19 protein-coding genes are annotated in these 20,892 nt (G+C 72.2%); 7 read left to right on the top strand and 12 right to left on the bottom strand.

Annotated elements, in window-relative coordinates; all coding sequences use genetic code 11:
* Window positions 1-172: 172 nt before the first annotated feature.
* The 5 genes from ACH4RC_RS07480 to ACH4RC_RS07460 are packed head-to-tail and all read left to right on the top strand — an operon-like array spanning window position 173 to window position 5,877.
* Window positions 173-1,405 (top strand): prenyltransferase/squalene oxidase repeat-containing protein, encoded by a 1,233-nt coding sequence (locus ACH4RC_RS07480; RefSeq protein WP_398196535.1) that lies wholly within the window; start codon window positions 173-175, stop codon window positions 1,403-1,405.
* A gap of 11 nt (window positions 1,406-1,416) precedes the next feature.
* Window positions 1,417-2,067: an SCO2322 family protein gene (locus ACH4RC_RS07475; protein ID WP_398197826.1), complete on the top strand. Its 651-nt coding sequence runs from the start codon at window positions 1,417-1,419 to the stop codon at window positions 2,065-2,067.
* A 5-nt stretch (window positions 2,068-2,072) separates the two neighbouring features.
* Complete coding sequence (locus ACH4RC_RS07470; RefSeq protein WP_398196532.1) at window positions 2,073-3,203, top strand: energy-coupling factor transporter transmembrane component T; 1,131 nt, start codon at window positions 2,073-2,075, stop codon at window positions 3,201-3,203.
* Complete coding sequence (locus tag ACH4RC_RS07465; protein WP_398196529.1) at window positions 3,200-4,834, top strand: ABC transporter ATP-binding protein; 1,635 nt, start codon at window positions 3,200-3,202, stop codon at window positions 4,832-4,834. The genes ACH4RC_RS07470 and ACH4RC_RS07465 overlap by 4 nt, the downstream gene beginning before the upstream one ends.
* A complete protein-coding gene (locus tag ACH4RC_RS07460) occupies window positions 4,831-5,877 on the top strand; it encodes an ECF transporter S component (protein WP_398196526.1) in 1,047 nt (348 codons plus the stop codon). The genes ACH4RC_RS07465 and ACH4RC_RS07460 overlap by 4 nt, the downstream gene beginning before the upstream one ends.
* Here the strand turns inward: ACH4RC_RS07460 and ACH4RC_RS07455 are convergent.
* On the bottom strand, window positions 5,865-7,034 hold the full coding sequence (locus tag ACH4RC_RS07455) for a steroid 3-ketoacyl-CoA thiolase (RefSeq protein WP_398196523.1): 1,170 nt from the start codon (window positions 7,032-7,034) through the stop codon (window positions 5,865-5,867). The genes ACH4RC_RS07460 and ACH4RC_RS07455 overlap by 13 nt on opposite strands.
* Before the next feature lie 261 nt (window positions 7,035-7,295).
* Here ACH4RC_RS07455 and ACH4RC_RS07450 point away from each other — a divergent pair, with 261 nt between their 5' ends.
* Together ACH4RC_RS07450 and ACH4RC_RS07445 are read left to right on the top strand one after the other, a co-directional pair.
* A complete protein-coding gene (locus ACH4RC_RS07450; protein WP_398196520.1) occupies window positions 7,296-8,543 on the top strand; it encodes a cytochrome P450 in 1,248 nt (415 codons plus the stop codon).
* A gap of 84 nt (window positions 8,544-8,627) precedes the next feature.
* Entirely contained in the window at window positions 8,628-10,280 is a 1,653-nt protein-coding gene (locus ACH4RC_RS07445; RefSeq protein WP_398196517.1) for a hypothetical protein, read from the top strand.
* Here the strand turns inward: ACH4RC_RS07445 and ACH4RC_RS07440 are convergent.
* From ACH4RC_RS07440 to ACH4RC_RS07390, 11 genes are read right to left on the bottom strand one after another with little or no spacing between them, the layout of a single operon-like run.
* Window positions 10,254-11,504 carry a lytic transglycosylase domain-containing protein gene (locus ACH4RC_RS07440; protein ID WP_398196515.1) on the bottom strand — a complete coding sequence of 417 codons (1,251 nt, stop codon included), beginning with the start codon at window positions 11,502-11,504 and terminating at the stop codon, window positions 10,254-10,256. The genes ACH4RC_RS07445 and ACH4RC_RS07440 overlap by 27 nt on opposite strands.
* 43 nt (window positions 11,505-11,547) lie before the next feature.
* Complete coding sequence (locus ACH4RC_RS07435) at window positions 11,548-12,369, bottom strand: hypothetical protein (RefSeq protein WP_398196512.1); 822 nt, start codon at window positions 12,367-12,369, stop codon at window positions 11,548-11,550.
* A gap of 17 nt (window positions 12,370-12,386) precedes the next feature.
* On the bottom strand, window positions 12,387-12,914 hold the full coding sequence (locus ACH4RC_RS07430) for a nuclear transport factor 2 family protein (RefSeq protein WP_398196509.1): 528 nt from the start codon (window positions 12,912-12,914) through the stop codon (window positions 12,387-12,389).
* Window positions 12,915-12,934: 20 nt separating this feature from the next.
* Window positions 12,935-13,615 carry a hypothetical protein gene (locus ACH4RC_RS07425; RefSeq protein ID WP_398196506.1) on the bottom strand — a complete coding sequence of 227 codons (681 nt, stop codon included), beginning with the start codon at window positions 13,613-13,615 and terminating at the stop codon, window positions 12,935-12,937.
* The gene (locus tag ACH4RC_RS07420) at window positions 13,612-14,109 is read right to left on the bottom strand and encodes a hypothetical protein (protein WP_398197824.1); all 498 of its coding nucleotides are present in this window, start codon (window positions 14,107-14,109) and stop codon (window positions 13,612-13,614) included. Before ACH4RC_RS07420 ends, ACH4RC_RS07425 begins: the two co-directional genes overlap by 4 nt.
* Window positions 14,109-15,335 carry an MCE family protein gene (locus ACH4RC_RS07415; protein WP_398196503.1) on the bottom strand — a complete coding sequence of 409 codons (1,227 nt, stop codon included), beginning with the start codon at window positions 15,333-15,335 and terminating at the stop codon, window positions 14,109-14,111. The genes ACH4RC_RS07420 and ACH4RC_RS07415 overlap by 1 nt, the downstream gene beginning before the upstream one ends.
* Entirely contained in the window at window positions 15,332-16,498 is a 1,167-nt protein-coding gene (locus ACH4RC_RS07410; protein ID WP_398196500.1) for an MCE family protein, read from the bottom strand. Before ACH4RC_RS07410 ends, ACH4RC_RS07415 begins: the two co-directional genes overlap by 4 nt.
* A complete protein-coding gene (locus tag ACH4RC_RS07405) occupies window positions 16,498-17,508 on the bottom strand; it encodes an MCE family protein (RefSeq protein ID WP_398196497.1) in 1,011 nt (336 codons plus the stop codon). Before ACH4RC_RS07405 ends, ACH4RC_RS07410 begins: the two co-directional genes overlap by 1 nt.
* 2 nt (window positions 17,509-17,510) lie before the next feature.
* Window positions 17,511-18,575: an MCE family protein gene (locus ACH4RC_RS07400; RefSeq protein WP_398196494.1), complete on the bottom strand. Its 1,065-nt coding sequence runs from the start codon at window positions 18,573-18,575 to the stop codon at window positions 17,511-17,513.
* A complete protein-coding gene (locus ACH4RC_RS07395) occupies window positions 18,575-19,648 on the bottom strand; it encodes an MCE family protein (RefSeq protein WP_398196491.1) in 1,074 nt (357 codons plus the stop codon). The genes ACH4RC_RS07400 and ACH4RC_RS07395 overlap by 1 nt, the downstream gene beginning before the upstream one ends.
* Window positions 19,645-20,892 carry an MCE family protein gene (locus tag ACH4RC_RS07390; RefSeq protein WP_398197822.1) on the bottom strand — a complete coding sequence of 416 codons (1,248 nt, stop codon included), beginning with the start codon at window positions 20,890-20,892 and terminating at the stop codon, window positions 19,645-19,647. The genes ACH4RC_RS07395 and ACH4RC_RS07390 overlap by 4 nt, the downstream gene beginning before the upstream one ends.

Below are 20,892 nucleotides of genomic sequence, written 5' to 3'. Positions count from 1 at the left end.
CCGAGCTCTCGAATACCGCTCGAGCAGGGGAGACCCCGATCCGTACAACCGGAATGCCTGGGACGCGTCGTGATCGGCTCAGGACCGTCGAGGTATACGGGCCCGGAGCCGCCCGGTGCCCGTGTGTGCCGTGCCGCCCGGTCCCCCCGCAGGGAGAGGCACCCGCCCCACCATGAACATTCGCCGCAGCGCCGCGCTCGTCGCCGCGACCGTCGTGATCGGCTCCGTGAGCGCGCAGGCCGCGTTCGCAGAGGGCGCTGCCAGTGCCTCCCCCTCGCCGAAGGCCGTCGTCCCGTCGGGCCTGTACGGGAAGTCCGACCCGACGTACGACGGCGTATGGCGCCAGTCGCTCGCCCTCGTCGCGCAGGACACCGTCGGGGTGAAGCCCGCCGAGAAGGCCGTCGCCTGGCTCGCGGGGCAGCAGTGCGAGGACGGCGGCTTCGCCGCGTTCCGCGCCGAGCCCGGCAAGGCGTGCGACGCCAAGGCGATGCTCGACAGCAACAGCACGGCCGCCGCCGTACAGGCGCTGGCCGCGGTCGGCGGCCGGGACGGCGAGGTCGCCAAGGGCGTCGACTGGCTGAAGAAGAAGCAGAACGGTGACGGCGGCTGGGGGTACAACCCCGGCGGTGACAGCGACGCCAACTCCACCTCCGTCGTCATCGGCGCGCTCGCCGCCGCCGGTGAGAAGCCCGCCGACGTGAAGTCCGGCACCGGCAAGTCCGGCCTCGACGCCCTCGCCTCCCTCGCCCTCCCCTGCTCCGAGGGCAAGAACGGCGGCGGCGCCCTCGCCTACCAGCCCGACAAGAAGGGCGAGCTCGCGGCGAACGCCGACGCCACCGCCGCCGGTGTCCTGGGCGCCCTCGGCACCGGCTTCGCGCCCGGCAAGGGCAAGGCCCCGGACGCGTACACGTGCGAGGACGGCAAGACGCCCGACGCGGTCGCGCGCAACGGCGCCGTGTACCTCCAGAACCAGCTCTCCACGCACCTCTACCTGGAGTCGCAGCTCGCCGGGGCCGAGGACCAGCCCGACTACGGCAACACCGCGGACGCGGTCGCCGCGGTCGCCGCCGCCGAGGGCGTCAAGTACACGAAGGACCCGTACGCCTGGCTGGAGAAGAACGCGAAGGGCTGGGCGGCCGGGTCCGGCCCGGCCGCGTACGCCCAGCTGATCTTCGCCGCGCACGCCACCGGCAACGACCCGCGCGACTTCGCGGGCACCGACCTGGTCAGCGCCCTGAACAAGACGGGCCCGGCGCCCGCCTCCGCCGACTCCGCCGACGAGTACCAGGACGAGGACGACAAGAGCGACGGCTTCGGCGGCACCTGGTGGATCGTCGGCGTCATGTTCATCGCCGCCGTGGGCGCCGGCTTCCTGCTGAGCGGCCGCAGGAGGCCGCAGCTGTGACGCGTACGAGGATGACGGCCGGCCTCGTCCTGGGGCTGCTGGCCGCGCTCCTGGGGCTGACCGCCGTCCCCGCGCAGGCGGCCGGCTATCGCTACTGGTCCTTCTGGGAGCGGAACAGCGACAGCGGCGCCTGGACCTACGCGTCGACGGGACCGTCCGGAACCCGCCCCGCCGACGGCGAGGTCCAGGGCTTCCGCTTCTCCGTCAGCGCGGACTCCAAGGACGCCACGCAGCCGCGCGGCGCCGCCGACTTCGACACCGTCTGCGCCGACACCCCGGCCAAGCCCGGTACCAAGCGCGTGGCCCTGGTCATCGACTTCGGCACGGCGCGGGACGCCCCCGGCGACGAGACGCCGCCGGAGGCGCGCACGGCCTGTGCGCAGGTCGGCGAGGACGCGACGTCGGCCGACGCGCTGGCCTCGGCCGCCGAGCCGCTGCGCTACGACAGCAACGCGCTGCTGTGCGCCATCTCCGGCTATCCGCGCAGCGGCTGCGGCGAGCAGGTGACGGACACGGACACCTCCGCCGCGAAGTCCGCGAGCCCCGCCAGATCGTCCCACTCGTCCCGCTCGGGACCGTCCGTCGGTGTCATCGCCGGGGTCGCCGTCGTCGCCGCGCTGGGCGTCGGAGCGATCTGGCAGGCCAAGCGCCGCCGCGGCTGACGCGAATGACCGGCCGTACGCTGCGGGCCCCACGGGCCCACCGTTCCAATGCCGTGCACCCGGGCGCCTGGTGGATCTGGGCGCTGGGCCTGGGCACGGCGGCGTCCCGCACGACGAACCCGCTGCTGCTCGCCCTCCTGATCGGGGTCGCGGGCTACGTGGTGGCGGCACGCCGGACAGAAGCCCCCTGGGCACGCTCGTACGGGGCGTTCGTGAAGCTGGGCCTGGCGGTGATCGGCATCCGCCTGCTCTTCGCCACGGTCCTGGGCTCCCCCATCCCCGGCACGCACCTCCTGTTCACACTCCCGGAGATCCCCCTTCCCGACTGGGCACAAGGCGTACGGATCGGCGGCAAGGTCACCCTGGAGGGCCTGACCTTCGCGCTCTACGACGGCCTGAAACTGGCGACACTGCTCATCTGCGTAGGCGCGGCCAACGCCCTGGCCTCCCCTTCCCGCCTCCTGAAATCCCTCCCCGGCGCGCTCTACGAAGCGGGGGTAGCGGTGGTCGTGGCCATGACGTTCGCCCCGAACCTGATCGCGGACGTACGCCGCCTGCGCGCGGCCCGCCGCCTGCGCGGCCGCCCGGACAGCGGTCTGCGGGGCCTGCTCCAGGTCGGCCTCCCGGTCCTGGAGGGCGCGCTGGAACGCTCGGTGTCCCTGGCGGCGGCGATGGACGCCCGGGGCTACGGCCGCACGGCGAAGGTTCCGCCGGCCGTCCGCCGGGCGACAGCGGCGCTCACCCTGGGCGGCCTGATCGGCGTCTGCGCGGGAACGTACGGACTCCTCGCCGCGTCCGGCGCGAACTACGGCCTCCCGGTCCTCCTCATCGGTACGGCGTCGGCGCTGGCGGGCCTGTGGCTGGGCGGCCGCCGCTCGGTCCGCACCCGCTACCGCCCGGACGTCTGGAACGTACGGGCCTGGCTGATCGCGGCGTCAGGCGCGGCGACAGCCACAGTGATGATCTGGACGTCGGCGTCCGACCCGGCGGCGCTCCAGCCCCAGATCGTCCCCCTCGCCACGCCCGCCCTCCCCCTCTGGCCGGCGGCGGGCATCCTCCTGGCGCTGCTCCCCGCGTTCGTGGCCCCGGCCCCCGACCGCCCCGCCCCCGACCGCCCGCCGAAGGCCCCGCGATGATCCACTTCAAGAACGTCTCCGTACGCTACGACGGCGCCGAGCACCGGACTCTGACCGGCATCGAACTCACGGTGCCCGAGGGCGAGTTGATGCTCCTGGCGGGCCCTTCCGGTGTGGGCAAGTCCACCCTGCTCGGGGCGGTCAGCGGACTGGTACCGCACTTCACGGGCGGCACGCTCACCGGCACGGTCACCGTCGCCGGCCGCGACACCCGCACCCACAAGCCGCGCGAGTTGGCGGACGTGGTCGGCACGGTCGGCCAGGACCCGCTCGCCCACTTCGTCACGGACACGGTCGAGGACGAACTCGCCTACGGCATGGAGTCATTGGGCCTCACACCCCCGACGATGCGGCGCAGGGTCGAGGAGACCCTGGACCTCCTGGGCCTGGCGCCCCTTCGCGACCGCCCGATCGCCACTCTCTCCGGCGGCCAGCAGCAGCGTGTGGCGATCGGCTCGGTCCTGACGACGCACCCCCAGGTCCTGGTCCTGGACGAACCGACATCGGCCCTGGACCCGGCAGCGGCGGAAGAGGTCCTGGCGGTGCTCCAACGTCTGGTCCACGACCTGGGCACGACGATCCTCATGGCCGAACACCGCCTGGAACGAGTGGTCCAGTACGCGGACCAGGTAGCCCTTCTCCCGGCCCCCGGAGAGCCCCTCCTGGTGGGAGACCCGGCGACGGTGATGGCGGTGTCGCCCGTGTACCCGCCCGTGGTGGGCCTGGGCCGGCTGGCGGGCTGGGCCCCCCTCCCCCTCACGGTGCGGGACGCTCGGCGCGCGGCGGCGGGGCTACGGTCCCGCCTCGCCCAGGCAGCTCCCGCACCCGGCCGTCCGTCCGATGCGGCTGGTCGCGCGGTTCCCCGCGCCCCTGGCGGGGCTGTCCTCGCCCACGTCCGGAAACTGAGTGTCCGTCGAGGCCGCGTAGAGGCCCTGCGCCACGTGGACCTCGACATCTCGAGCGGCGAGATCATCGCGCTCATGGGCCGCAACGGCGCCGGAAAGTCGACCCTCCTCTCCACGTTGGTCGGGATGGTCAGGCCGACGGCCGGGACCGTGGAAGTGAAGGGCAGGGCACCCCACCGACTCGCCCCCCGCGAGCTGGTCCGCCACGTGGGAATGGTCCCCCAGGAACCCAGGGACCTGCTCTGCGCGGACACGGTGGGGGCCGAATGCAAGGCGGCGGACAAGGACGCGTCCGCGGAGCCCGGCACCTGCCGCACCCTCCTCTCGGAACTCCTCCCGGGGATCGCGGACGACACCCACCCCCGCGACCTCTCCGAGGGCCAGCGCCTCACCCTCGCCCTGGCGATCGTGCTGACGGCGGCCCCGCCCCTGCTGCTCCTGGACGAGCCGACGAGGGGGCTGGACTACGCGGCGAAGGCACGCCTGGTCAAGATCCTCCGCGACCTCTCCTCCCAGGGCCACGCCATAGTCATGGCAACGCACGACGTGGAACTGGCGGCGGAGCTGACGGACAGAGTGGCGATCCTGGCGGACGGCGAGGTGGTGGCGGACGGCCCGACCCCGGAAACGGTCACGTCGTCCCCGTCCTTCGCGCCCCAGGTGGCGAAGGTTCTGGCCCCGCAACCCTGGCTGACGGTCCCCCAGGTCGAGGAGGCCCTGTCATGACGGACGACAGGCCGGAGGCGAGGCCGCGTACGGGACAGGAGGGGACGCGTCGGGGTGCCCCCGCAGGACTCAGCGGGAATCCGGCGCCGGACGACCCGCCCAGGGCGTCGGGTGGCGACAAGACCGATCCGGCCGGGGAGGCGCCCCGGCGCGGCCCCGCCCCACTTCGCAAGGGACCGCGCGTCAGCCCCGCCGTCCACGACCGCCAGGTCAACCCCGTCCGCCTGGGCCCCCGCTCCATCGCCGCCCTGCTGATGGTCGGCGCGGTGGGCGTCGTCGCGATCGGCTGGCCGCTGATCACCGGGCCGGGCTCCCAGCTGACCGCCCACGCCCAGGATGCCCCGTGGCTCTTCGCGGGCCTGCTCGTCCTTCTCGTGGCCGTGGTCGCGGCCACGATCGCCGAGTCCGGCATGGGCCCGAAAGCCGTGGCGATGCTCGGCGTCCTGGCCGCCGCGGGAGCGGCCCTTCGCCCGATCGGCGCGGGCACGGCGGGCATCGAGCCGATGTTCTTCCTGATGGTGCTGAGCGGCCGGGTCCTGGGCCCGGGTTTCGGCTTCGTGCTCGGCTCGCTCAGCATGTTCGCCTCGGCCCTGCTGACCGGCGGCGTCGGCCCGTGGACGCCGTTCCAGATGCTGTCGATGGGCTGGTTCACGATGGGCGCGGGCCTGCTCCCGGCCCCGCACGCGCTGCGCGGCCGCGCCGAACGCGCCATGCTCGCCGCCTACGGCTTCCTCGCCGCGTTCGCGTACGGCACGATCATGAACCTGGCCGGCTGGCCGTTCATGAACGCGCTGGCCTCCTCGGTCGCGTACCAGCCGGACGCGGCGCTCCACGAGAACCTGGCCCGCTTCCTCGCGTACTGCGCGGCGACGTCGCTCGGCTGGGACCTGGGCAGGGCCGCGCTGACCGTGGCCTTGACGCTGACGGTGGGCGGCGCGGTCCTGAAGGCGCTGCGCAGGGCGACGCGCAGGGCGGCGTTCGAGGCGCCGGTGCGCTTCACACCCGGCGAACAAGCACCCGGCGAACGGACTCAGAGCCGCTGAATGACGGTCCCGGTGGCCAGCGCCCCGCCCGCGCACATGCAGATCAGCGCGAACTCCTTGTCCCGGCGCTCCAGCTCGTGCAGGGCCGTAGCGATGAGCCGAGCCCCGCCGGCCCCCACGGGATGCCCGAGAGCGATGGCCCCGCCATTGACATTGACCTTCTCAAGATCCTGCTCGAAGACCTGGGCCCAGCTGAGCACGACAGAGGCGAACGCCTCGTTGATCTCCACGAGATCGATGTCCTTGAGCGACATCCCGGCCTTGCCGAGGACGGCCCGGGTGGCGTCCACAGGCCCGTCCAGATGGAAGTGCGGGTCAGCCCCGACGAGCGCCTGAGCCACGATCCGGGCCCGAGGCCGCAGCTTCAAGGCACGGGCCATCCGCTTGCTGGCCCACAGGATGGCGGCGGCCCCGTCAGAGATCTGGGAGGAGTTCCCAGCGGTGTGGACGGCGGTGGGCATGACGGGCTTGAGCGAGGCCAGCCCCTCCATGGAGGTGTCGCGTAACCCTTCGTCCCGGTCGACGAGCCGCCACATCCCCTGCCCGGCGCCCTGCTCCTCCTCGGTGGTGGGCACCTGCACGGCGAACGTCTCCCGCTTGAAGCGCTCCTCGGCCCAGGCGACGGCGGCCCGCTCCTGCGAGATGAGCCCGAGCGAGTCGACGTTCTCCCGGCTGAGCCCGCGCTTGCGGGCGATACGCTCGGCGGCCTCGAACTGGTTGGGAAGATCGACGTTCCACTCGTCGGGGAACGGCTTCCCGGGCCCGTGCTTGGACCCGGACCCGAGCGGCACGCGGGACATGGACTCGACACCGCACGAGATCCCCACGTCGATGACGCCGGCGGCGATCATGTTGGCGGTCAGGTGGGAGGCCTGCTGCGAGGACCCGCATTGACAGTCGACCGTGGTGGCGGCGGTCTCGTAGGGCAGCCCCATGGTGAGCCAGGCGGTGCGCGCGGGGTTCATGGACTGCTCGCCCGCGTGCGTGACGGTGCCGCCGACGATCTGCTCGACGCAGTCGGCGGGGATGCCGGTGCGCCCGAGGAGTTCACGGTAGGTCTCCCCGAGCAGATACGCGGGGTGGAGGTTGGCCAGCGCACCCCCGCGCTTGCCGATCGGCGTACGTACGGCTTCGACGATGACGGGCTCGGCTGCCATGACGGTCGTCCTTCCACGCTTCCCGGACCAGCAGGACCAGAACTGGTCCACGCTCGGCGCGGACGGCACACCCGAAACTAGAACGCGTACCAGTTCCGTAAGCAGTCTCGATGCGATTACCCCGGGTACGCAAGGGGCGTGCAAGCACCGCCCACGGAACCGGCACACCCGCGGCCCTTGCCACTTCTGGAACGCGTTACTACCTTTCGGGCCATACCTGACGGCCTGTCAGAACGTTGTCGGAAGACTCGGGAGAGACTCATGCCGTGCCCCGCGCTGCCCGACGGGTTCGACTTCACCGACCCCGATCTGCTGCAAGCCCGCGTGCCGTACCCGGAATTCGCCGAACTGCGGAAAGCGGAACCGGTGCGCTGGATCGAACAGGAGCCGGGGGTCTCCGGCTTCGACGACGCGGGGTACTGGGCGGTCACCCGGCACGCGGACGTCAAGCACGTCTCGACCCATCCGGAGCTGTTCTCCTCCTGGACCAACACCGCCGTGATCCGTTTCAACGCCGCGATCCACCGGGACCAGATCGAGGCACAGCGGATGATCATGCTGAACATGGACCCGCCGGAGCACACGCGGGTGCGCCAGATAGTGCAGCGCGGTTTCACGCCACGCGCGATCCGCTCGTTGCAGGACGCACTGCGCACCCGAGCGACCGACATCGTCACGTCGGCGCTCCACCGGGCGGACGGAACCGGCACGTTCGACTTCGTGACGAACGTGGCGGTGGAACTGCCGCTGCAGGCGATCGCGGAGTTGATCGGCATCGCGCAGGAGGACCGGTCCCGGGTCTTCGAGTGGTCGAACAAGATGGTGGCGTACGACGACCCGGAGTACGCGATCACGGAGGAGATCGGCGCCGAGGCGGCGATGGAGATAGTCGGCTACGCGATGAACCTGGCGGCGGACCGCAAACAGTGCCCGGCGGAGGACATCGTCAGCCAACTGGTGGCAGCCGAGGACGAGGGCAACCTGTCCTCCGACGAGTTCGGCTTCTTCGTGATCCTGCTCGCGGTGGCCGGGAACGAGACGACCCGCAACGCGATCACACACGGCATGCACGCGTTCCTGACCCACCCGGACCAGTGGGAGCTGTACAAGCGGCGACGCCCGTCGACCACGGCAGAGGAGATCGTCCGCTGGGCGACCCCGGTGGTCTCCTTCCAGCGCACGGCGACACAGGACACCGAACTGGGCGGCCGGAAGATCGCGGCGGGCGACCGCGTGGGCCTCTTCTACTCCTCGGCCAACCACGACCCGGAGGTCTTCGACAACCCCGACCTCTTCGACATCACCCGCGACCCCAACCCCCACCTGGGCTTCGGCGGCGGCGGCCCGCACTTCTGCCTGGGCAAGTCCCTGGCGATCCTGGAGATCGACCTGATCTTCAACGCGATCGCCGACACGCTGCCGGACCTCCGCCTGGCGGGCGACCCGCGCCGGCTGCGCGCGGCGTGGCTGAACGGCGTGAAAGAACTGAAAGTCTCCATAACCGGCTGAACATTTCCGTTGCCATATGCGTCTTCGTCCGTGGAACATGCCCACGCCAGCTATAAGCGACGAAACGGAAACGGACGACTACCCGTGGCCACGGTCGACCTGCCCCTCGGCGGTGCCCCCGCGCGCCGACGCCTCACCCTTGCCGCGCACCACCGTGTCGCGCTGCTCGCCACCGCTCCCACGCTGCCCCTTTACGTGGTGTGGGCGCTGTTCCTGGCGACCGGAGGCGGCGATCTGGCGGCCCAGCAGGCCTGGGCCAGGTTCGCCGCCGATCACGGCGCGTCGGCGTACAACCTGTTCTGGTACGGCGGGATGCACACCGCCAACTACTCGCTGATCTCGCCGTATCTGATGGCGGAGCTCGGGGTACGCCCGGTGACGGTGGTGTCGGGTCTGGCGGCGGCGTGGCTCGGGGCGGTCCATGTCGCACGGTCGGAAATCAGCCGTCCGCTGGCCCCGGCGGTGCTGCTCTCCCTCGCCCTGTGGTGCAACGTGGCGTCGGGCCGTACGACGTTCGCGCTCGGCGTCGCGTTCGGCCTCGGCGCCTGTGTGGCGCTGGGCGGCAGAAGCGGCAGGGGCGGACCCTGGCGCCTGGCGACGGCGGTGGTCTGCGGCGCGCTGGCCACGATGGCGTCCCCGGTGGCGGGCCTGTTCCTGGCGGTGGCCGGTGCGGGGCATCTGGGCGCGAGGGACTGGCGCCGGGCGGGCGCGCTGCTCGTACCGCCCGCGGCGGTGGTGGGCACGACGACGCTGCTGTTCCCGTTCAAGGGCGAGCAGCTGATGCCGCTCGACCGGATCTGGCCGCCGGTCCTGTTCTGTCTGGCACTGCTCGTGGCGGGCCCCCGGCGCTGGCGGGTGGCGCGCTGGGCGGCGGCGACGTACGCGGTCGGCACCGTCCTCACGTACCTCGTCCCCTCGCCCATCGGCACGAACGTGGAGCGGCTCGCGGAGCTGGTGGCGCCGGCCGTCCTCCTGGCGGCGCTGCGCACCCCGGGCCTGACGCGGCTGAAGGTGGGTGTGCTGGTCACCGGGCTCCTGCTGTCCTCGGCGTGGGTGGTGAAGAAGACGGCCGACGACCTGGAGGTGTCGACGAAGGTGCCGACGTGGGCGTCGGAGACGCACGGGGTCGTGACGGAGTTGCGGCGGCTCGGCGCGGACCGGACCCGGGTCGAGGTGATACCGGCCCGCAACCACCGCGAGGCGACGCGGCTCGCCCCGTACGTGAACATGGCGCGCGGCTGGAACCGGCAGCTGGACATCGAGCGCGGCCGGTTGTTCTACGACGGCACGTTCTCCGCGGCGACGTACCGGGCGTGGCTGGACCGGTGGGCGGTCGGCTTCGTCGTGCTGCCGGAGGGCAGACCCGACGGGTACGCCGAGCAGGAGGCGGCGTTCGTGCGGGGCGGCGCGGACTATCTGGAGCCGGTGTGGCGGGACGCGCACTGGCGGGTGTTCCGGGTGCGGGACGCGGTGCCGCTGGCGTCCGCGCCCGCGTCCGTCGTCAGTTCGGACGGGGCGCGGGTCACGGTCCGCTTCGAGCGGGCGGGCACGGCGACGCTGCGGGTCGCGTACTCGCCCTGGCTCAAGTCCGAAGGGGGCTGCCTGAAGGTGCGCAAGCAGGAGCGGGGCGAGTTCACGGAGCTGACGGCGACGGCCCCCGGTACGTACCGGATCGGCTCGAACTGGGAGTCGTCGCCGTCGCCGAGCGGGTCAGGCGGTGGGTGTGGCGCACGGTGAGGCGGAGTCCGTCGGGGACGGGTCCGGGCTCTCGGGCGTGGCGGCCGGGGTGGGGTCCGCACTCGGGGAGGCGGTGTCGGACGGGCAGGGGGTCACCGTGCCCGGGTCGGTGGGCTCCTGCGTGGTCGGCTCGTCCGTCGGCTCCCCGGTCGGAGGCGTGGTCGTCGGATCGGTGGGCGGGGTGGCGGTGTCCGAGGGGCCGGGGGCCGGGCTCGGACTGCCGGACGGCTTGGGGCTGGTGGTCGGCCGGGGACTCTTCGACGGCTGAGGCCCGATGACGATGCCACCGCCCTTGTGACCCGAGCCGCCGCCGTCGCCGTCGTCCTCGTGCCCCACGGGCTCGGTGGCCGGGGTCCTGGACCCGGCGCCCGGGGTCTGCGGGACGACACCCCGGCCGTCGGGCACGGAGTGCACGCCGTCGCGGTAGAACTCCAGCCAGTACAGGACGAGCTCGAGGTAGTCCCGGGAGTAGTTGTAGCTGAGGACAGCCCGCTCGAGACCGGCCGCGGTACCGAGGTCGCGGTCGCCCGCGCACAGGTAGCGTCCGGCGCCGAGGGCGGCGTCGAAGATGTTGTTGGGGTCGGAGCGGCCGTCGCCGTTGCCGTCGGCGCCCCAGCGGCGCCAGGTCCCGGGCAGGAACTGCATCGGCCCGACGGCCCGGTCGTAGACGGCGTCGCCGTCCCAGGCACCGTTCTCGGTGTCGCGGATGAGGGCGAAGCCGTCGCCGTTCAGGGCGGGTCCGGTGATGCGGTGGCGGGTGGTGCCGTGCGCGTCGACGTCGCCGCCGCGCGCCTGCCCCGACTCGACCTTGCCGATCGCCGCGAGCAGCTGCCACGGCAGGCGGCAGCCCGGATCGCTGCGGGCGACGGTGGACTCGGCGCGGCGGTAGGCGGCGAGGACGGTGGCCGGGATGCCGGACTGGGCGCGCAGTCGCTGCACCGGGTACGTCATGTTCGGCACCGGTGGGCTCTCCAGGGGCGGCAGCTCGGTGTGGTACGAGCCGTCGCCCTGGGACGGGACGGTCGGCAGCGCCCCGGCGGCGTTGCCGACCGGCTCCCCGTCGAGGGCGGTCGTCGTCCCGGCCTCCTCCTTCCCCTGTAACTCCCGGACGAGGTCGGGGGCTTGGGAGGCGGTGAGGAGCGCGGTCGCGGCGACGGCCACGGCGGTGCCGCGCAGGCGGCGGCGCATTCGTTGACGCGGGGTTCGCAGACGCGGGGTTCGCATGGGGCCCTTTCTGTCCGTTCGGTCCGTTCGGTGCGCCGGCGGGTCAGCCGCCGAAGGTGTCGATGGCGGAGACCAGCCAGCGGCCGTCCCGGCGGACGAGGTCGACGGCGAGCATCGCGCCCGCGTAGTCGGCGGCGTCCTGCGTCTTCGCGGCGGTGCTGGTGCTGCTCTGGTCGGCGAAGACCAGGACGCGGGCGCGGTCGCCGTCGATGCGCTCGACGGCGCTGTCGGTGACGGTGGTGGTGACGACCGTCTTCTGCTTCGCCGCTTGGGCGAGTACGGGGGCGAGGAGCGTCCGGTGCTGGGCGACGGCTTTGCCGGTGAGGTAGTCGGCGGCGGCCTTCTGTTCGGCCTGGGGGTCGGCGTGGTCGTAGGAGAAGAGGGCGCTCACCGCTTTGGCGGCCTGGCCCTTGACCTCGCTGGTGCGGGCGGCGTCGGTGAGCGCGGTGTTGCTCGTCGCCGCGTCGTCGCGCAGGCTCCGCGTCTCGGCGTACGCCCAGCCGGCGAAGGCGCCGAGGAGGAGGGTGAGGAGGCAGAGGACGGCGGGGAGGGTACGGGCGGCTCGCGCCGGGGCCTTGGGGGCGTCCTGCTCGGCGGCCGGGACAGAGCGGGGCCGGGCCCGGGTCCCGGTGCGCTCCTTCAGCCCGGTGCGCTCCTTCAGCCCAGCACGCTCCCCCGGCCCGGGGCGCTCCTCCGGCCCGGGGCGCTCCTTCGGTCCGGTCTGCTCCTCCGGCCCGGTGCGCTCCTCCGGTCCGGTCTGCTCCTCGGCCTCTTCGGCGGGTGCGTCCGCGACCTGCGTCGTGGCCGGTCTCGCCGCCGCCAGACGGCGCTGGCGGTTGATGTGATGGCGGGTCGTCGTCGACATCCCTCGGTCCTTTCCGGTCAGTCGGTGGTCGCGGTGGAGCCGACCGGGGCCTGGCCGAGGGCGCTGAGCTTCCAGTGGCCGTCGGTGCGCGTGAGCTCGCCGAGCATGCGGCTGTCCTTGTCGGTGGCCTTCTGGCCCGATGCCCGTACGGTGACGCGGAGCGCGACCATGACCCGTGCGCGGCCCGCGCGTTCGTCCAGCTCGGTGACGGCGCCGGACAGCACCTTCGCGGTGCTGACCGTCTTGGCGCTCCGCACCTGCTCGGTGAACGCGGCCCGGCCCTTGAGCAGCTGGCTGTGCAGGTCACCGGTGGTGGAGGTCTCCCAGAGGTCGAGCCCCGGCTCCAGCTTGTCGTGGTCGAGGGTGTTGAGGTTCTGGACGGCCTGTTCACCGGCCTCCAGGGCGTCGTCGCGGGCGGCGGCGTATCCGGCGGTGTCGTCGTGGGCGGCCCCGTACCAGGACCAGCCGGCCCACGCGGCGATACCGGCCGCGAGGAGGGCGAGGGCCAGCGCGGCGACGGTCAGCGGCTGGGTGAGCCGGTGCATGGACGCCCCTTTCGTTCGGTTCATCGGGCTTTGAGGTCGACGATCTGCCAGACGTCGTCGTGGAGCCGGGCGGTGACGGACAACTGCGCGGCGGACGTGGTCGGCTTGTCGCTGCCGCGCCGGGCGGTCTGGTCGAGGAAGACGAGCAGGTGGGCGGTGGAGCCCTGGAGGCTGACGGTGCCGACCCGCACGGTCTGGGTGGTGAGGGTGACGTGCTGCCCGCGCGCGTTCGCCCGGACCTGCTCGAAGAGGTCGGCGTACTGCCGCGCGGCCTGCCCGGACAGCACGGTGCGGGCCGACCGCTCCGTGGCGTCGGTGCCGTCGGGGGTGTACGAGAACACCTTGGCGAGCGCGCTGCTCACGTCTCCGTTGAGCCGGGTGGTGGCCTCGACGTCCGTCAGGGCGGAGTTCCGCGCGGCGGCCGTGTCCCGCAGTTGATGGGCCTGGTAAAAGAGCACGCCCCCGGCCAGGGCCACGAGGGCGGCCCCGGTGGCGACCCCGCCGACGAGCCACCGCTGCCGCCGGGTACGAGGCGGTGCGCCGCCCCCGTCCGCCGCGGCCTCCTGGGCGTCCCCGGCTTCCGCGTCCGTGTCCGCCCCGCGCTCCGCGCCGGCGGCCGCCGCCTTTGATGCCGGGGCCGGAGCCGGGGTCTCGGGTGCGTCCAGTGCCGGGGCGGTCGTGGTCTCCGCTTCGCTGGTCACCCGGACACCTCCGCCACCGGCACCGCGCTGAGCGCCTTCACTTTCCAGGTGTCACCGGAGGATCTCGTCAGGGTCGCCTCCAGGCGTTTGCGGTCCGTCGTCGGGGACTTGGCGTTCTTCGGCGTCGTCTCGACGCGGACCGTCGCGATGAGTTTGGCGGTGCCCGCGCGGTCGTCGAGCGCGGTGAGCGCCGCGTCCGTGACGACGCCGCGCGTGGACGCCCCGGCGGCCGGGGCCACACGGCCGAGTTCGGCGCGCAGGGGGCCGGAGGCGACCTGCTGCCAGGTGGTGACGCCGGCCTTGGCGCGGGCCGCCGTCGACGCGTCCAGGGTGGTCAGCGTCGCGACGGCGGCCCGCCCGTCGGCGAGCGCGGCGTCCCGCGCCCGCCCGTACGCGAGGTCGTCGTCGCCCCGCGCCTGCGCGTACGACCAGGCACCCGTCCCGCCGATGCCGACCGCTACGGCGAGCCCCACCCCCGCGAGGGCCCGCCGCATCATGAGGTGCTCCCGAGGCCCAGGAGGTCCCCCATGCCGGCGGACGAGGACGACGCCCCGGACTCCGCGACCGAGGGCAGCGAGAGCGCGCCCGGCCGGGCGGGTTCGGGGACCGCCCCGCTGCCCGGCGCGTGCGCGGACCCGCGCACATTGACCCCGCTCGACGCCGGCGCCGTACAGCGCGCGTCGGTGTTGAGGGCGGGCGCCGCGCTCAGATCCGTACCGGGGCGGTAGCGCGTACCGGAGTAACCGGCCGTGCAGGGCAGGGGCTTGAAGAAGGTGACGGCCATGCCGAGGTTGATCCTCTTTCCGTCGATGGCCGTGGCGCCCGCGGCGACGGCCTGGGGGAGCTTGACGAGGAGTTCCTCGGTGCCGCGCTGCCGGGTGACGGCGACCTCGGAGGTGGTGAGGAGGTTGGCGAGGACGACGCCGAGCTCGGGGTTCATGTCGCGCAGGACGCCGCTGAGCTGGGTGGCGGCGTCGGGCGCGGCCATGATCAGGCGGCGCAGGTCGGTGTCGGAGGACTTGAGCGTCGCCGCGAGGTCCTTGGCGCCGGACGCGAAGCCCTTGATGGCCGCGCTCTCCTCGGCCTGGGTGCGAAGGACGATCTGCCCGTCGTTGATGAGCCGCGTGGTCTCGGGCAGGGCCCGGTCGGCGGCCTGGACGAACTCGGTGCCGTTGTCCATGAGGATCTGGAGGTCCTCGCCGCGCCCTTCGAAGGCTTTGCCGAACTCGTCGACCACCGTGCGCAGCGAGTCGAGCGGCACCGAGGTCGTGAGGTCGTCGACGCTCGCGAGGACGTCGGTGACCGGCCGCGGCACACTGGCCGCCGTCACGTCGATGTGGGCGCCGTCGTCGAGGTAGGGGCCTTCGTCGCGGTCGGGCCGCAGGTCGATGTACTGCTCGCCGACGGCCGACAGGCTGGCGACGACGGCCTTGGCGTCGTCGGGGATCCGCGGCGCGGAGTTCTTGATGCGCAGGGACGCCTCGACCCCGTCCGGGGTGAGGTCGATGTCTCCCACGCGGCCGACGGAGACCCCGCGATAGGTGACGTCCGAGTGAGTGAACAGCCCGCCCGTGCGCGGGAGTTGCACCTTCACGGTGTAGTAGTCCGCAGCGCCCACGAACCGCCCGAGGTCCGCGTACCGGATGCCGAGGAAGGCCAGCACGACGACGGCGATGACGAGGAACGCGAGATTCTTGAGCCGGATGCCGAGCGTGATCACCGCGCACCCCCGCTCGACGGCAGGGGCAGCGGCGACGTGCCCTTGGTGGCCCCGGTCCCCTTCCGCGTCGTCGCCCCCTCCTCCTGCACGGTCGGCGTCGGCGACGGCGACGGAGCCCCGGCGGAGTCGGTCAGCGGCGGGATCAGCGTCGTCCCCTTCTCGGCCGTGAGGTCGAGGTAGGTGTTGAGGTAGTCGCCCTTGACGCCGCGCAGCACCTCGTCGGTGAACGGGTAGGTGAGCAGCACCTGGAGGGAGTCGGGCAGGTCCTTGCCGGAGTCGGCGAGCGCCTTGACGGTGGGGGCGATGGCCTTGAGGTCGGCGATCATGTCGGCTTTGCCGGTGTCGATGGTCTCGACGGCGACGCCCTGGAGCCGGTCGAGGGAGCGCAGCATCGTCATGAGCGAGCCGCGCTGCTTCTCCAGCGTCTTGAGGCCGGGCGAGAGGTCGGTGAGCACGGTCCCGACGTCCTCCTTGCGGTGCGCGAGGGTGGCCGACAGGCGGTTGACGCCGTCGAGTGCGGCGGTGATGTCGCCGCGGTGGTCGTCGAGGTCGGTGACGAGGGTGTTGACGCGGCGCAGGGTGGAGCGGACCTCGCTCTCGCGCCCGCCGAGGGCCGAGTTGAGTTCGGTGGTGATGGTCTTGAGCTGGTTGACACCGCCGCCGTTGAGGAGCAGGGAGAGGGCGCCGAAGACCTCTTCGACCTCGGAGTTGCGGCCGGTGCGCGAGATTGGGATGCGGTCGCCGGCGGCCAGGGTGCCGGTGCCGTCCTCGGGCGCGACGAGCTGGACGTACTTCTCGCCGAGGAGGCTGGACTGTTCGAGCCGGGCGCTGGTCCCGGCGGGCAGCCGGACATCGCCGTTGAGCTTCATGGTCACGCGGGCGGACCACGCGGAACCGCCGGCGAGCTCGATGTCGGTGACGCGCCCGACCGCCACGTCGTTGACCTTCACCGCGGACTGCGGGACGAGGCTGAGCACGTCCTTCATGTCGGCGGTGATCGAGTACGGGTGGGCGCCGAGGTCGGCGCCGCCGGGCAGCGGCAGGTCCTCGACGCCGCCGAACGACGGCGTGGGCACGGTGAAGGCGCCGATGGTCCACAGGAAGGCCGTGGTGACGGTGACAGCGGCCGCGGCGGCCGCGCCGACGCGGATTCTGGCGCTCATCACTGATCACCGCCGACCGCGGGCAGCGGCAGGAGCGGGCCGCCCATGCTGATCTCGTTGAGGTTGGCCCGGCCCATGAGCATGCGGGTCTTCGGGTCGTAGGCGTTGATGAGGTTGTTCGCGGCGAGCGGCGCCGTGTCCAGCGCCTCGGCCAGTGAGGCCCGTTGGTCGACGAGGGTCTGGGTGAGGGGCACGAGCCGTTCGACGTTCGCCTTCAGCTCGCCGCGGTTGTCGGCGATGAACGTCTTGACCTGCCCGAGGGCGGCGCCGAGCTGCTTGAGGGCGCCCGCGAGGTCGTCCTTGTTGTCGGCGAAGAAGCCGGTGACGTCGTCGAGGTTCTCCTGTGCGGTGCGCACGCCGCCGTCCTTCTCCTTGAGCATCGTGGTGAAGGACTGGAGCTGGGAGAGGGTGGTGAACAGGTCGTTGCTGCTGCCGTTCAGGGTTTTCGCGGCTTTGCCGAACTGCTCGATGCTGTCGCCCATCGCGGATCCGTTGCCCTTGAGGTTCTTCGCGCCGGTGTCGAGCAGCCCGGACAGCGCGCCCTCGGCGTTGGCGCCGCCGGGCCCGAGCGCCTTGCTCAGCTCGGTGACGCTGTCGTAGAGCTGGTCGATCTCCACGGGGGTGCGGTTGCGGGACGCCTCCAGCTCGGCCCCGTCCTTCAGCGTGGCACCGGAGGTGTACGCGGGGGTGAGCTGCACGTACCGGTCGGCGACGACGCTCGGGGCGACGGCGACGGCCCGTGCGTCGGCCGGCACCTTCACCCCGTCGTCGATGCCTAGGGTGACCTTCACGCGCGTGCCCTCGGGCTCCACCGACTCGACCCGGCCGACCCGCACTCCGAGAACACGCAGGTCAGAACCCTCGTAGATGCCGACGGCCCGGTCGAAGTACGCGGTGACGCGGGTGCCTTCCGACCCTGCCGCGCGGACCCCGAAGACCCCGGCGGCGATCAGCAGGGCGAGCGCGACCCCGCCGACGAACAGTTTCCTCCGTACGGTCAGTGCGCTCATGGTCAACCACCGGCCTTCACGTCGTACGCCCCGTTCTTCGGCGGCATGCAGGAGGTCTTGGGCAGCGAGGACGCGGGCAGGTAGTTGCGGGGCACGACGCCGCAGAGGTAGCTGTCGAACCAGCGGCCGTTGCCGAGGGAGTTCCCGACGAGCCGGTAGTAGGGGCCGACGAGCGCGAGGGTCTTGTCGAGCTTGCCCTGGTTCTTCTCCAGGACGTCGGTGACCCTGCCCAGCGCCTGGAGCGTCGGCCCCAGCTGCTTCTCGTTGTCGGCGACGAGCCCGCCCAGTTCGCGGCCGAGCGCCTGGCTGCCGCTGAGCAGCGCCTTGATGGCGGCGCGCCGCTGCTTCAGCTCACCGAGGAGCGAGCCGCCGTCGTCGATGAGCGTCTCGAAGCTGGACTGCTTCGTCTGGAGCGTCCTGGTCAGCTTCTTGCTGCCCGCGAGGAGCTGGGCGAGTTCCGTGTCGCGCGAGGACACGGTCTTCGACAGCGCGGACAGGCCCTTGACCGCCGCCCTCACATCCGGGGGCGAGTCCTTGAACGTCTCGGAGATCGTCTCGAAGCTCGCGGCGAGCTGCTTGGTGTCGATCTGGTCGATGGTGCCGCTGAGATCCTCGAACGCCTCGGTCACGTCGTACGGGGAGGTCGTGCGGGAGACCGGGATGCGGGCGCCCGGGTCCTGCCGCTCGCCTCCCACCGGATCGAGGGCGACGTACTTCTCGCCGAGCAGCGTCTTGATGGCGATGGCGGCGGTGGTGCGGTCTCCGATCCAGGTGGAGTCGGACTCGATGTCGAAGGAGACCTTGACCTTGTTGCCGTCGAGGCCGACCCCGGTGACCTCGCCGACCTTGACTCCGGCGATCCGCACCTCGTCGCCGTCGTCGAGCCCGGCGGCCTCGGTGAAGTCGGCGGTGTAGCCGGTGCCGCCGCCGATGACGGGCAGGCTGGTCGCGTTGACCGCGGCGAGCCCGAGCAGCGCGAGCACCACGAGACCGACGACGGCGACGGCGACGGGGTTGCGCTCCTTGACCGGCTTCATCCGCGGCCTTCTCAGGGCCTGGGTCCGCATCACTGGCACCTCGCTTCGGTGACGGCGATGCCGGTCGGCGGCTTCGACCCGTCGGACATCTTCAGGCCGCCGACCTTCGCCTCGCACAGGTAGAGGTTGAACCAGGAGCCGTACGACGAGAGCCGGGACAGGGCGGTCAGCTTGGCGGGGGTCTTGTCGAGGAAGTTCTCGATCTGCGGGATGCCGTCGCCGAGGGAGTCCGACAGCCGGCCCAGCTGGCGGATGTCGTCCTTGAGCGGCTTGCGGGCGTCCTGGAGGAACCCGGCGGTGACGGTGGTGAGGTCCCCCATCGCCTCGACGGCGTCGCCGAGCGGCTTGCGGTCCTCGTCGAACCCGGAGACGAGTTCCCTGAGGGTGGTGACGAGATCGTCGAACTGGGCCTCACGGTCATTGATGGTGGTCAGGACATCGGTCAGGTTCCCGACGACCTCGCCGATCACCTGGTCCTTGGCGGCGACGGTCGACGACAGCGAACCGACGTGCTGGATGAGGCTGTCGACGGTGCCGCCCTCGCCCTGGAGGACCTTGACGATGGACGTGGCGAGATCGTTCACGTCGTGCGGGGACAGGCCCTCGAACAGCGGCTTGAAGCCGTTGAAGAGGAGGGTCAGGTCGAGTGCGGGCGTGGTCCGGTCGAGCGGGATCGTCTCCCCCGACTGGAGGTCGCCCGCGCCGTCCCCGGTGCCGCGCTCCAGGGACACGTACCGCTGGCCGACCATGTTGAGGTACTTCACGGAGGCGGTGGTCGTGCTCGGCAGGTGCCGGTCGTCGGTGACGGTGAAGGTGACCTGGGCGGTGCGCCGGTCGACGACGCGCACGTCCGTCACCTCGCCGACCTTGACCCCGGCGATCCGTACGCCGTCGCCGTCGATGAGCCCGGTGACATCGGTGAAGAGGGCCTTGTACGACCGCGTGTCCGTCCCGACCCCCGTGTTGGCGATGCTCAGTCCGAGCACGGTGGTGGTCAGCGCGGTGACGACGACGAAGATGAGCGACTTGACGAGCGGCCCGGCGAGCGAGCGCCGCTTGACGTGCGCGAAGTCCGGTTCTGGTGCTGAGGCTGGGGCGCTCACTTGAGCTTCACCTCCGTCCCCCGGTACAGCGGGCCGACGAGCGTGCTCGACCAGTCGGGCAGGTCGTCGGGGGCCGCCTTGGCGGAGGGCGCGATCAGCTCGTTCACCAGGTCGTTCTCCTGCGGCGAGTTGGCCGGGCCGAGGTCCTGCGCGACGGAGGCGGGGGTGGCGGCGGACTTGGCCGCCGTGCCGCTCGCCGCGCCCAGGTACGGCACCGAGTAGCAGTTCGGCCCGCCGCCGGACCCGTACGACGGGGTGTCGCGCCCGGCGGAGTAGGCGCCCTTCGACGGCACGGTGGTGACGTGCACGTGCAGACCGGGCTGGTCGGTGCCCTTGCCGAGGACCTTGTCCATGCGCGGCGCGAACTCGGTGAGCGAGCGCAGGGTGCACGGGAAGGACGAGGAGTACTTGGCGAGCAGCCTCAGGGTGGGCCGTGAGGTGGCGGAGAGCCGGATGATGTTGTCCTGGTTGGCGCGCAGGAAGGCGTCGAGGTCCTCGGCGGCGCGGGTGGTGGAGCCGTAGGCGCCGGCCAGGTCGCCCTCCTTCTCGGCGATCGTGGCGCTGGTGGTGGTGAGGTCGGTGAGCGCGTCGAGGATGCCGGGCGCGGCGTCGGCGTACACGTGCGAGACCTTGACGAGCTGCTTCAGGTCCTCGTTCAGGGCGGGCAGCTGCGGGTTGAACTTGCGCAGGTGGGCGTCGAGCGTGGTGAGTGTGGAGCCCAGCTCGTTGCCGCGCCCTTCGAGCGCCTGGGAGACGGCGGAGAGCGTGGACGACAGCTTCTGCGGCTGCACGGCGGTCAGCATCGGCAGGACGTCGTCGAGGACCTGCTGGAGCTCGACGGCGTTGGCGGACCGGTCCTGCGGGATGGTGGCCCCGGCGGCGAGCATCTGTGTACTCGGCCGGCTCGGCGGTACGAGGGCGACGTACCGCTCGCCGAAGAGGGTCGTCGGCAGCATCTGCGCGTGGACGTCGTCCGGGACGCTGTCGAGGGCGCCGGGCTTCAGCGCGAGGGTGAGCCGGGCCCCGGTGGGCGTGGCGTCGATGTCACGGACCTCGCCGACGACGACGCCGCGCAGCTTGACCTCTGCGCCGAGGTGCATCTCGTTGCCGACGGTGCCGGTCTCGACCACGACATCGTCGGAGTCGACGAAGTCCTTGTTGTAGACGGCGACCGCGAGCCAGATCAGCAGCGCGGGCACGACGAGGAAGACGAGCCCCGCGAGTCTGCGGCGGAGGACCGCCAT

The sequence above is a fragment of the Streptomyces sp. NPDC016845 genome, assembly GCF_044332585.1.
Lineage (GTDB): Bacteria > Actinomycetota > Actinomycetes > Streptomycetales > Streptomycetaceae > Streptomyces.
Note: the sequence above shows the minus strand (reverse complement) of the source record. Positions and strands in the feature narration are given on the sequence as shown.